The following is an 11975-nucleotide window of genomic DNA, read 5'->3' on the forward strand; positions in this document are numbered from 1 at the left end:
GGAGACACAGAGCGAGGAGCGCACGTGGGCCTTGTCGTGCAGAAGTACGGAGGCTCCTCCGTAGCCGATGCCGAGGGCATCAAGCGGGTCGCCAAGCGAATCGTGGAAGCCAAGAAGAACGGCCACCAGGTGGTCGTCGTGGTTTCCGCGATGGGCGACACGACGGACGAGTTGATCGATCTGGCGGGGCAGGTTTCCCCCATCCCGGCCGGGCGCGAGTTCGACATGCTGCTGACCGCCGGGGAGCGGATCTCCATGGCGCTGCTGGCGATGGCGATCAAAAACCTCGGTCACGAGGCGCAGTCGTTCACGGGCAGCCAGGCCGGGGTCATCACCGATTCGGTCCACAACAAGGCGCGCATCATCGATGTCACGCCGGGGCGCATCCAGCAGTCCGTCGACGCGGGGAACATCGCGATCGTCGCCGGGTTCCAGGGGGTGTCCCAGGACAAGAAGGACATCACCACCCTGGGCCGCGGCGGGTCCGACACCACCGCCGTCGCGTTGGCCGCCGCGCTCGACGCCGAGGTCTGCGAGATCTACACGGACGTCGACGGCGTCTTCACCGCCGACCCGCGGGTCGTGAAGAAGGCCCGGAAGATCGACTGGATCTCGTTCGAGGACATGCTGGAGCTGGCGAGCTCCGGCTCCAAGGTGCTGCTGCACCGCTGTGTCGAGTACGCACGCCGTTACAACATTCCGATCCACGTCCGCTCGTCCTTCTCGGGGCTGCGGGGCACGTGGGTCAGCAACGAACCGCAAGGGGACCAGGCGATGGAGCAGGCGATCATCTCGGGTGTCGCGCATGACACGTCCGAGGCGAAGGTCACGGTCGTCGGGGTGCCGGACAAGCCGGGCGAGGCCGCGACGATCTTCCGCGCTATCGCGGATGCCCAGATCAACATCGACATGGTCGTGCAGAACGTCTCCGCGGCGTCCACGGGGCTGACCGACATCTCCTTCACCCTGCCGAAGACCGAGGGCCGCCGGGCGATGGAGGCGCTGGAGCGGACCCGTCCGTCCGTCGGCTTCGACTCGCTGCGCTACGACGACCAGATCGCCAAGATCTCGCTGGTCGGCGCGGGGATGAAGACCAATCCGGGCGTCACCGCGACGTTCTTCGAGGCGCTGTCGAACGCCGGCGTGAACATCGAGCTGATCTCGACATCCGAGATCCGCATCTCGGTGGTCACCCGCGCCGACGATGTGAACGAGGCCGTACGGGCCGTGCACAGCGCGTTCGGCCTGGACTCCGAGTCCGACGAGGCAGTGGTCTACGGGGGCACCGGCCGATGAGCACCGGGCCCTCGGGCCGCAAGCCGAACCTGGCCGTCGTGGGCGCCACCGGCGCCGTCGGCACGGTCATGCTCGGCATCCTGTCCGAGCGGGCGGACGTGTGGGGCGAGATCCGGCTCGTCGCGTCCGCCCGCTCGGCCGGGCGGAAGCTGATCGTCCGGGGCGAGGAGACCGAGGTCGTCGCGCTGGAGGAGGAGGCCTTCGACGGCATCGACGTCGCGATGTTCGACGTGCCGGACGAGGTGTCCGCGCGGTGGGCCCCGATCGCCGCCGCCAAGGGCGTGGTCGTGGTGGACAACTCGGGCGCCTTCCGGATGGACGCGGATGTGCCGCTGGTCGTGCCCGAGGTCAATCCGCACGCCGTGCGGGTCCGGCCGCGCGGCATCATCGCCAACCCGAACTGCACGACGCTCTCGATGATCGTCGCGATCGGCGCGCTGCACGCCGAGTTCGGGCTGAGCGAACTGATCGTCTCCTCCTACCAGGCCGTCTCCGGCGCGGGCAAGGAGGGCGTCGACACGCTCCGCTCCCAGCTCGCGGCCGTGGCCGGTACGGAGCTGGGCACGGCGCCCGGGGACGTACGGCGCGCGGTGGGCGACACCGGGCCCTTCCCGGCCCCGATGGCGCTCAACGTGGTGCCGTTCGCGGGGTCGCTGCGCGAGGACGGCTGGACCTCCGAGGAGCTGAAGGTCCGGAACGAGTCCCGCAAGATCCTCGGGCTGCCGGAGCTGCCGGTCACCGCCACCTGCGTACGGGTCCCGGTGATCACCACGCACTCGCTGACCGTGCACGCGCGGTTCGAGAAGGAGGTGACGGTCGGGCGGGCGCACGACATCCTGCGGAGCGCGCCGGGCGTGGTGCTGTGCGACAACCCGGCCGAGGGCGAGTTCCCCACCCCGGCCGACGCGGTGGGCACGGACCCGACCTGGGTGGGGCGCGTACGGCGGTCGATGGACGACGCGAGGGCGCTGGAGCTCTTCGTGTGCGGCGACAACCTGCGCAAGGGGGCCGCGCTCAATACCGCTCAGATCGCGGAAGTCGTGGCGGCCGAGCTGACCAGTTCGTAATAATGCGAGGGGATCTGTGAAGGCCCTGTGATGAACTTGTGGTCACATGCCACTTGAAGTGGGCCGAAGCGAACTGTTCGACTAAACGCTCCCCGCTCTGCAACCGGCAGCAGGGCGGGGAGCGTCTTTGTGGCCGCTCCCGATGAGCGGCTCGAAAAAATGGGGCATTGGGGAAAACTGGTGCGCATTAGGGCATTTAACTCATCGTCAAAAGCGGTGCCTTACGCGTACAACCCTGAGGGGGGTAAGCGTGTCCAACTTGCGTGGCAGACGTCATCAGCATCGCAACCGCCCCGGGACGCGGCAGCGCTTCAGCGCGCCCGCGTTCCGGCACGTCAGGCGGTATGCCGGTGATCGCGCCATGGCCTGCCGCCCGCCCTGCTCAGCTCCCGCCCCAACGCGGGGACACTGACGAGGCGATGGCAGCGGGCACCACAGTCGACCATCTCACCGAGACCTACCGCGCCCACTACCGGTCGCTGCTCGGTCTGGCCGCCCTGCTCCTGGACGACACCGCGTCGTGCGAGGACGTCGTGCAGGAGGCGTTCATCCGCGTGCACTCCGCGCGCAACCGGGTGCGCGACCCCGAGAAGACCCTCGCCTATCTGCGGCAGACCGTCGTCAACCTCTCCCGCTCCGCGCTGCGCCGGCGCATCCTCGGCCTCAAGCTGCTCTCGAAGCCGATGCCGGACATGGCGAGCGCGGAGGAGGGCGCGTACGACCTGCTGGAGCGCGACCAGCTCATCACGGCCATGCGCGGACTGCAGCGCCGCCAGCGCGAGGTGCTCGTGCTCCGCTACTTCGCCGACATGACCGAGGCGCAGGTGGCCCAGACGCTCGGCATATCGCTCGGCTCGGTCAAGGCGTACGGCTCGCGGGGCATCGCGGCGCTCCGCGTCGCCATGGAGGCCCCCGCATGAAAGATCAGAACCACGGCCCGGAGGATCCCCAGGGTCCGCAAGGGCCCCGGAGCGACGGCTCCGGAGCTCCTGACGGATCCCTCGACGAGGAGGCGTTGCGCGCCCTGCTGCGCGGCGCCGTCAGCGATCTGGAGCCCGACCCCGAGGCGCTGGAGCACATCCGGCGCGCCGTGCCCGCCCGCCGGTCGCGCCGCAGGCAGGCCCTCGTCGGCGCCGCGGCCGCCGTGCTCCTCGGCGGTACGGCCGTACCGGCGCTCTACCACGCCGCCACGACCGGCGGCGTCGCCGACGACCGGTCCACCAACACCGCCAGCAGCCAGCGCGCCCAGCAGAGCGCGCCCGAGCAGCACACCGGCGGCGGCAGCGGCGTCGGCGGCGGCGCGGGCCGCGAGAGCATGTCCGGGGGGAAGCACAAGGACAGCGGGGCACCGGGCCACGAGAAGAGCGAGAACCGCACCGACGGCCCGTCCGGGACCACCTCCTCCCCGGACCCGGACAACACCAGCACGATGGCGGCGACCTCGCCGAGCTGCGACCGCGACCAGCTCGGCCAGGGCACCGCGAAGGTCGGCCAGCCCGACAAGGACGGCCGGATCTACGGCAGCTTCCGCGTCGTGAACACCTCCGACGAGGCCTGCACGGTCGAGGGCGGCGGCACCGTCTCGGCCACCGCCCAGGGCACCACGCAGAGCTCGCGCATCTCCGTCGTCGACCACACCACGGGCGACGCGGCCACCGGCCTCCCCGACCCCGCCACCGCGCCCCGCGAGGTGATCCTCAAGCCCGGCCAGGCGTACTCGGTCCAGTTCGCCTGGATTCCCGCCGCGGGCGGCGCCGGGGGCTGCTCGACCGGCGGTGGCGGCACCCCGAGCCCCGGCGACAGCGGCGGCGGCTCGCCCTCCCCGGGCACCAGCACCAGCGCCGGTACGTCGTCCAAGGCGGCGGATACCGCGGCCACCGAGGTGCTCGGCATCGGCGGGTCCAAGCCCACCGGCGAGGACCCCGGCACCCCGCAGCCCACGGGCAGCGTCCAGCTCACCCACGTACCGGAGGTCGGCGAGCCCGCGGCGGCCAGCGCCACCATCCCCGGCGCCTGCGCGGGGACGATCTACCGCACGGGGGCGCTGGGCGCGGACTCGTAGGGCGCCGCTGCCGGAGTCCGCGCAGGGGCCGTGCCGGAGTCCGCGGCGGGGCCGTGCCGGAGGGTGCGAAGCGCCCGTACCGCGGGGGTGGCGGCGGCCCCATCGCGGGGGGCCCGTACCGTGGTGGTGTGTATCGGTTCCTGCTGACTCCCCGCTGGTGGGGGATCAACCTCTTCGCCGTACTGGCCATTCCCTTCTGCCTGTTCATGGGGAGCTGGCAGCTCGGCCGCTTCGAGTCGCGCGTCGACACCCACCGTGAGCAGCAGGTACAGGCCGACGACGCCAAGGTCGCGAAGGCCGAGCCGCTGGCCGCCCTGCTGCCCGTCACCACCGAGACCTCCGGGCGGCAGGCCAGCGCCACCGGGCGGTACGACGCCGCGCACCAACTGCTCGTACCCGACCGGGAGCTGGACGAACGCACCGGTTTCTACGTGCTCACCCCGCTGCGGACCGAGGGCGGCAAGGCGCTGCCCGTCGTACGGGGCTGGCTGCCCGGCGACGCGGACTCCAAGGCCGACGTGGCCAAGGTCCCCGCTCCGCCGGCCGGCGAGGTCACCGTCACCGGGGCGCTCCAGTCCTCCGAGGGCCCCAGCACCCGCGGCGTGCACAGCGAGACCGGCCTGCCCAAGGGCCAGCTCGGGATGATCAGCGCGGCATCGCTGGTCAACATCCTGCCGTACGGGGTGTACGACGCCTGGATCACCACGGACAAGGGCGGCGCCGGCCTGACGCCGGTCCCGGCCGCAGCCCCTCCCAACAGCGGCCTCGACCTCAAGGCGTTCCAGAACCTCGGTTACACCGGTGAGTGGTTCGTCTTCGCGGGCTTCGTCGTCTTCATGTGGTTCCGGCTGCTGCGCCGTGAGGTCGAGGCGGAGCGGGATCTCGCGCTCGGCATCACCCCCGAGGAGCCGGGGCCGGGCCCGGGTCCTGGGCCGGGCGGTCCTGGGCCGGGAGGCTCCGGGCCGGGCGGTCCTGCGGGGCCGGACGGCTCAGGCTCAGGTGGCGCTGAGCGAACTCGATCTCCAGCCGGAGTTGCTTGATCCGCTCCTCGACCACCAGCGAGCCGTGCCCCGCGTCATAGCGGTACACCTCGTGCGGGTGGCCGCGCCGCTCCAGGCGCCGCACGTAGTTCTCCACCTGGCGGATGGGGCAGCGCGGGTCGTTGACCCCCGCGGAGATGTAGACCGGGGCCCGTACGGCGTCCGCGTAGGTCAGCGGGGAGGACGCCGCGTACCGCTCGGGCACCTCCTCGGGGGAGCCGCCCAGCAGCGTGCGGTCCATCGACTTCAGGGCCTCCATCTCGTCGTGGTACGCCGTCACGTAGTCGGCGACGGGGACCGCGGCGAGGCCCACCGCCCACGCGTCGGGCTGGGTGCCGAGCCCGAGGAGCGTCAGATAGCCGCCCCACGAGCCGCCCGCCAGCACCAGCCGCTCGGGGTCGGCGAGCCCGGAGTCCACCGCCCACTCGCGGACCGCCGCGATGTCCTCCAGCTCGATCAGGCCGACGCGGTGCTTGAGCGCGTCCGTCCACTCCCGGCCGTAGCCGGTCGAGCCGCGGTAATTGACCCGGATCACCGCGAAGCCGTGGTCGACCCAGGCGGCGGGGCCCGAGGCGAACGCGTCGCTGTCGTGCCAGGTCGGGCCGCCGTGGATGTCGAAGACCGTGGGGAACGGGCCCTCGCCGGCCGGCCGCTGCACCAGCGCGTGCACCTTGCCGCCCGGGCCCTCCACCCACGCGTCGGTGACCGGCACCGACTCCGGGGCCTTGCTGAGCCCGTCGGGCAGGGCCGGGGGGTCGAGGACGACGCGGCCGCTCGTGGACCGTACGACCGGGGGCTGCGCGGCCGAGGACCACAGGAACTCCACCGTGCCGTCCGGGCGGGCGGTGGCGCCGGAGACCGTGCCGGAGGGGATCTCGACGCGGATGAGCTCGCCGGTGGACAGCTCGTACCGCCACAGCTCGCTGCGGGCCTGGAAGCTGTGGGAAATCAGCAGGGCGCCGCCGCCTCCCTCCGTCGCACCGCCCTGGGGCTCCGGATACCACTCCGCGCTGATGTCGCCGGGCAGGTCGATGGACAGGGCGGTCTCCTCGCCCGTCACCGCGTCCCAGATCATCGGCTCCCAGCGGCCGCGGCGCTGGTGGCCGACCAGCATCCGGCTGTCGCCCGCGCGGGGCGCGAACCCCATGACGGTCAGGCCCAGCTCCTCGGTGCCGCTCTTCGTGTCGTCCAGCTCGGAGACGACCGTGCCGTCGAGGCGCGTGACGCGGATCGCCGAGTGCATCGCGTCGCCGTGCTCGGTGTGCTCTATGGCGATCAGCGTGCCGTCATGGCTCAGGTCGCCGACGCCGGCGGACTCGCGGTGCCGGTAGATCTCCACCGGCTCGGCGCCGGGCCGCACGACGTGGATGGAGGAGCCGTCCTCGTCCGTGGAGCGGCCGACGACCGCCGTGCCGTCCCGGCCGAGGGCCAGGCCGCCCGAGTAGGAGGGGGCGAGCCCCGGCGTCGCCGGCTCGTCCTCGCGCCGGCCGTCCTCCCAGCCGAAGAAGGGCTGGCGCATCCAGACGCCGAACTCGTCGCCGTCGGTGTCCGAGAACCACCAGATCCACTCGCCGTCGGGCGACAGCACCCCGTCCGTGGTGCCGTTCGGCCGGTCCGTCGCCTGGCGCTGGGCGCCCGTGGCCCGGTCCCACGCGTACAGCTCGAACGTGCCCGTCGCGTTCGACACGAACAGCGAGCGGTCCGGGGCGTCCTCGGCCCAGTCCGGCAGGCCGACGCGCGGTGCTCTGAAACGCTTTTCCCAGTCCGGCATGGACGACGGCGTCGCGGCTGATCCGTTGCTCTGTGTCATGCCCCCATTCTGCGCCGGGGCGGTGACAACCCGCTGGCGAGGTCCCAAGCCTGTGGATAACCTCACCGGCATGCACAAACCCATGGCCCCCGAGGACTGGCGCGAGGCGAACCGCGCGATGTGGGACGAGCGCGTCCCCATCCACATCGGCAGCGACTACTACGACCTCGACTCCTTCCGCCGCGAGCCGGACTCCCTGCGCGGATTCGAGGTCGAGGAGGTCGGCGACGTGACCGGCCGCACCCTCCTGCACCTCCAGTGCCACATAGGGCTCGACACCCTCTCGTGGGCCTTGCGGGGCGCACGCCAGGTCGTGGGCCTGGACTTCTCCGAGCCCGCCGTCGAGGCCGCCCGCGACCTCGCCGCGAGCCTCGGCCTCGGCCCGGACCGCGCCTCGTTCGTCGCGGCCGACGTGTACGACGCCGCCGAGGCCGTGCCGGACTCCGCGTACGACATCGTCTACACGGGCGTGGGCGCCCTGTGCTGGCTGCCCGACATCGTCCGCTGGGCCGAGACCGCCGCCTCCCTCGTCGCCCCCGGCGGCTTCCTCTACCTCGCCGAGTTCCACCCGATGACGGACGCGCTCGACGACGAGACCGGCGGGCGGATCGCCTACGACTACTTCAGCCGCCAACCGTGGGTGGACGAGTCCCCCGGCACGTACGCGGACCTCGACGCCGCCACGGTCAGCAACCGCAGCGTCGAATGGCAGCACACGCTCGGCGACGTCGTCTCCGCCCTGGCGGCGGCCGGGCTGCGCGTCGACTTCCTGCACGAGCACGACATCACGCTCTTCCAGCGCTTCGGCTCGCTGGAGCGCAGGGACGGTTACTTCCGCCTCCCGGCGGACCGGCCGCGTGTGCCTCTTATGTACTCGCTGCGGGCGTCGCGGCCGCCGGAGGCGTGACGGGTGCCGGGGGCGTGAGGGGCGCGGCGGTTGTCAGTGGCACGCCCCATACTGGGGCCATGTACGAGACCCCTGAGGAACTGACCGCTCTCCAACGGCTCTTGGACGACAGTTTCGCGGCGTCCGGCCAATACCTCCGCTCCGTCATCACCGAAGAGCGGCGACTGGACGCCGCGGGCGTCGTCGACCGGCTGCGCGGGATCTCGACCATGGCCCTCGCCACGGTCACCGCGCGCGGCGAGCCGCGCGTGGCCCCCGTCGACGCCATCTTCTACCGGGGCCGCTTCCTCTTCGGCACGGCCCCGAACTCCCACCGCTTCCGCCACATCCGGGCCCGCCCCTCCGTCAGCGCCACCGTCTTCGACGGGGACCGCCTACAGATCACGGTTCACGGCAAGGCGATACCGGTGTCCCCCGTCGAGGACCCGGCCCTCGAATCCCTGCTGATCGAGCTGTACGGGCAGGAAACCTGGGACAAATGGATGCACGACATCCCGTGGGCCCGCATCGACGCGGACAAAATGATCACCTTCGCCAACCCGGCAGCCGCCGCGCACTGACCGCGCTTCATTTGCCGCAGCCCATCGCTTTCGCACCAGCGGGGAGGTAGGACTCCGCGAAGCGCGCGAGTTTGGTTCGGAAGGAGGGGCCCTGGCCGGGCTTGGTGTGCTCCAGGGAGATGTCGAGAATGTAGAAGAGCTTCTTTCCTTGGCGCGGGCAGGCGTTGACGGAGAGAACGGTGGTGTCCGCGGTTACGCTGTCGTCGCCGAATGGTGCCTTTTCGGCGTTCGCGAACCTGCCGGGATGGCTCTTGGCGAAGGCTGCGGCGTCCACGGCGGCCTTCTGCCGGATTTCGTCGATGCGCAACGCCGGTGATCCGTCCACCGACAGCTCACAAACCGCTTCGTCCGCCCCGAGGCTCTTGCCGTCCGACTTCAGCGTCTTTCCCGACGGCAGCAGCTCGCCGAGAAGCTCGGCGTCGACCTTCCTGCCGCACACAGTGTCCGGGACGGCGTAGTTCTGGGAATCCCCGCAAGCGACCGCTCCGGCGAGCAGCGCGACGGAGACCGCCAGCCAGGTGGCCGACGTACGCACCCGCTCGCCGATCACTGCGCACCCGCCAGACCCTTGGCGCGGTTGTTCCCGTCGTACGCGGCACCGCCGATGTCATGCTCCAGGACGTAGGTGTTGTTCGCGTTCGGGTGGTGCGGGTTGGCCTTGACCCATTCTTCTTGCAGAGCCTTCAACTGATCCTCGCGGACGCTGAATGTCTGGTTGTTGTTGTCACTGAGGTGCTGGTCGATGCGTTTCTGTTCCTCCAACTGCCATTTGTAGGCGACCGCGTCGATGCCTCGCTGGGTCGCGTCGCCGACAACGGGGATGAAGTTCGCGGCACCGCCGAAGAGGTGGTAGCCCCATTTCGCATCCCAGGACGGGTCTTCCTTGTCCGTCTTGAGCGCCAGATAGCGGGCCTCTTCCAGGAAGCCGGTCGTGTGGCCGGCGCGTAGCAGCGTCTCCCGGGGGTCGCTGGGGTGGCCGTCGTGAATCTGGTGGACCATTTCCCGGTTGAGCCCCTCGTTGAGGATGCCGTACGCACCCTGATCGCGGGAAACCTGCTTCATTACTTCCAGGAGCTGTTTACGGTCCAATGGGGTCGACTCGGCGTCGAGGCTGCTCGCCGCACGATGCACCGTGTCGCCGTGGTTGGCGAGGACCTTCGCCATGTCGTCGCGTATCTCCGGCGGGAAGTCGTCACCCGTTTCCGACAGGTAGCGCAGCGAGCGGTCCAGTACCTGCTGGTGTTCGACCGTGTGCTCCACGAACGGCGCCTTCGTGTCGTCGGGGTTCATTCCCGTGGCGGCGGAGAAGAGAGCCGCGCCGGCGGCGTCGCGGGCGGCCAGGGGGCCGTCGTCCTTCATGCCGTCGGGGAAGTAGAGCCGGTCCTTGAGGAGGTAGGCGGCGTTGTCCTGGGGCTCGGTGGAGTTGAAGAACGTCGTGGACGCCGCGGGGTTGTGGCTGAGGGCCTTGAGGAAGCCCGTCATCGGGTCGCGGCCGAAATCGTTGTCGGCGCCGAAGTTGAGGTGGTTGTTCTGGACCAGGGGGCCGTTCCAGAAGTTCCGGGGGAGCTTCATGTCCTTGTCGGTCTTGACGAGGGCGTTTCCGTAGTCGTTGAGGAAGTTCTTCTCGTAGACGCCGGTGCGCATCAGGTTGCTCATGACCTGGAAGCCGTACGCCTTCTGGTGGTTGGGCAGGTCCAGCACCTCGGGGCCGAGGTGGATGATGTCCTGCTTCCACTGCCGCATCTGCGGGCTGTCGCTGTGCGTGGCCTGGGCCAGCACGAGGCCGAGGTTCTTCTGCGTCTCGCCCAGTTCCTTGATGCGGGCGTCGCTCGGGCGGGGGGACTGGCGGGGGTCGGTGAGGCCCGCGTAGAAGTCGAGCGTGCCCTCGGCGCCGAGCCGGGTGGCGAAGCGCTCGGAGAAGACGGGGTTGTCCTTGTTGTCGGCGAGGAGTTCGTTGAAACGGGCCAGCTCGGCATCCGACATCTTGGGGCCTTTGGAGGCCAGTTGCACGGCGGTTTCGGCGTCCTTGAGCGACCGTTCGCGGTCCTGCTTCTTGAAGTCCGCGAGGGAGGCGTAGCTGTCGCTGCCGAAGTCGTACGGGTGCTTCGCGACGATGGCGTGCAGGGCCCGGGCCACCGTCTCGTCGGCCTCGGTCGCCTTGTTCAGGCAGCGGGTGATCTGATCGCGGACGGAGTCCATGGTCTCCATGGTCGGTCCGGGGTCGGTGTTCCCCTTTCCGCGCCGGTCCGGGTGGACGGAGCGGGCGACGACGCCGTCGGGCCAGATGGTGACGCCTTTCGGCGGGTGGTCGACGATGTGCCGCAGGTCGTCCTTGGCGTTCTGGAACGCGGTGTGCCCGTCCCGGAGGATGTTGCGGATGCTCGTCGCCTGGGTGACGGCGTCCCGGAACTCCTTGCTGGTCTTGTCGACGAACGGCCTGGTGACGGAGGCGTTCTCGCCCTGCCAGCGGGCCTTGTCCGACTGTGCCTTCATGCCGTTGCTCGCCTCGTCGGCGAGCTGGTCCAACTTGGTGATCATGGCGGACCAGTCGCCCACCGCGTCGTTCAGCTTCCCCAGACGGGCGTGCAGAACGTCCTCGAACTTCAGCGCCATCCCGGCCCCCTCCCCTCGTCTCCGACGACTCAGCCGTAGTACTCGGCGATACGGGACGGCGTCATCGCCTTCTTCCCCGCGTCCCGCATGGTCGTAGCGATCTTCTGGTCCTCCGCGCCGTATGCCGTGGAGGAGTAGTCCAGGTGGTTGGAGATGTGCGCGCACGCCTCCAGCAACGTCTTGACCTGCGTGTCCCAGGTGGACGAGAGCTTGGTCAGGGCCGCGCCGGCTGTGAAGTTGCTCCCGCTCAGCTCGGTCCCCGCGCCCTCGCTCGCGGCCTTCGCGTGACCGCCGGCGGCCTTCAGGCCGCCGTGCAGGCGGTACGCGGAGTGACCGACCGCGCCGAGGTCGTCCTGCACGACGACCAGGTCCTGGCCGCCACCCCCGCCACCGCCTCCGCCTGACGTCGCTCCGTCGAGTCTCGTACGGGCTGTGGAACTGTCGCGCGCCGCCTGCGCCTTGGCCTCGGCCCACTCCGTGTCGAATGGCATGGATGCCCCCCGGTTGGAACTGATGATCTTCGGCGGGGTTCACGCTACCCAGGGCGTTTTGGCGATGCCATGGATCGCGGAAATGGTTGCTGAATCCTGACGCGGGCGGGGTGGGGGGTGGGGGGGAGG

10 protein-coding genes and 1 pseudogene are annotated in these 11975 nt (G+C 70.4%); 7 read left to right on the forward strand and 4 right to left on the reverse strand.

The genetic code is table 11. The annotated features are described in order from the left end of the window. The first annotated feature begins 24 nt into the window (after nucleotides 1-24). The 5 genes and pseudogenes from IF55_RS34910 to IF55_RS41070 all read left to right on the forward strand — a co-directional run. Nucleotides 25-1296 carry an aspartate kinase gene (locus tag IF55_RS34910; RefSeq protein ID WP_030892417.1) on the forward strand — a complete coding sequence of 424 codons (1272 nt, stop codon included), beginning with the start codon at nucleotides 25-27 and terminating at the stop codon, nucleotides 1294-1296. Continuing rightward, nucleotides 1293-2363 (forward strand): aspartate-semialdehyde dehydrogenase, encoded by a 1071-nt coding sequence (locus IF55_RS34915; RefSeq protein WP_030892422.1) that lies wholly within the window; start codon nucleotides 1293-1295, stop codon nucleotides 2361-2363. The genes IF55_RS34910 and IF55_RS34915 overlap by 4 nt, the downstream gene beginning before the upstream one ends. Before the next feature lie 263 nt (nucleotides 2364-2626). After that, nucleotides 2627-3283 (forward strand): SigE family RNA polymerase sigma factor, encoded by a 657-nt coding sequence (locus IF55_RS34920; RefSeq protein WP_211270086.1) that lies wholly within the window; start codon nucleotides 2627-2629, stop codon nucleotides 3281-3283. Beyond that, nucleotides 3280-4425 carry a hypothetical protein gene (locus tag IF55_RS39615; RefSeq protein ID WP_157854597.1) on the forward strand — a complete coding sequence of 382 codons (1146 nt, stop codon included), beginning with the start codon at nucleotides 3280-3282 and terminating at the stop codon, nucleotides 4423-4425. The genes IF55_RS34920 and IF55_RS39615 overlap by 4 nt, the downstream gene beginning before the upstream one ends. A 128-nt stretch (nucleotides 4426-4553) precedes the next feature. After that, nucleotides 4554-5333, forward strand: a pseudogene (locus tag IF55_RS41070) (SURF1 family protein); the annotation flags it as partial. Here IF55_RS41070 and IF55_RS34930 read toward each other — a convergent pair. Then, a complete protein-coding gene (locus tag IF55_RS34930) occupies nucleotides 5320-7236 on the reverse strand; it encodes a S9 family peptidase (RefSeq protein WP_078645774.1) in 1917 nt (638 codons plus the stop codon). The pseudogene IF55_RS41070 and the gene IF55_RS34930 overlap by 14 nt on opposite strands. A 109-nt stretch (nucleotides 7237-7345) precedes the next feature. Here IF55_RS34930 and IF55_RS34935 point away from each other — a divergent pair, with 109 nt between their 5' ends. Further along, nucleotides 7346-8182 carry a class I SAM-dependent methyltransferase gene (locus tag IF55_RS34935; protein ID WP_030892434.1) on the forward strand — a complete coding sequence of 279 codons (837 nt, stop codon included), beginning with the start codon at nucleotides 7346-7348 and terminating at the stop codon, nucleotides 8180-8182. A 59-nt stretch (nucleotides 8183-8241) separates the two neighbouring features. Next, nucleotides 8242-8742, forward strand: a complete 501-nt coding sequence (locus tag IF55_RS34940) for a pyridoxamine 5'-phosphate oxidase family protein (protein ID WP_030892437.1) — start codon at nucleotides 8242-8244, stop codon at nucleotides 8740-8742. A 7-nt stretch (nucleotides 8743-8749) separates the two neighbouring features. Here the strand turns inward: IF55_RS34940 and IF55_RS34945 are convergent, their stop codons facing one another. Genes IF55_RS34945 through IF55_RS34955 form a run of 3 tightly spaced genes read right to left on the reverse strand, consistent with a single transcriptional unit; the run spans nucleotide 8750 to nucleotide 11846 of the window. Beyond that, the gene (locus tag IF55_RS34945) at nucleotides 8750-9292 is read right to left on the reverse strand and encodes a hypothetical protein (protein ID WP_030892440.1); all 543 of its coding nucleotides are present in this window, start codon (nucleotides 9290-9292) and stop codon (nucleotides 8750-8752) included. Continuing rightward, a complete protein-coding gene (locus IF55_RS34950; protein ID WP_030892443.1) occupies nucleotides 9289-11355 on the reverse strand; it encodes a globin family protein in 2067 nt (688 codons plus the stop codon). The genes IF55_RS34945 and IF55_RS34950 overlap by 4 nt, the downstream gene beginning before the upstream one ends. Before the next feature lie 29 nt (nucleotides 11356-11384). Continuing rightward, nucleotides 11385-11846, reverse strand: coding sequence for a hypothetical protein (locus IF55_RS34955; RefSeq protein ID WP_030892445.1), 462 nt, complete (start codon nucleotides 11844-11846; stop codon nucleotides 11385-11387). Nucleotides 11847-11975 lie beyond the last annotated feature (129 nt).

This window comes from Streptomyces varsoviensis (genome assembly GCF_000718635.1).
Classification (GTDB): domain Bacteria; phylum Actinomycetota; class Actinomycetes; order Streptomycetales; family Streptomycetaceae; genus Streptomyces; species Streptomyces varsoviensis.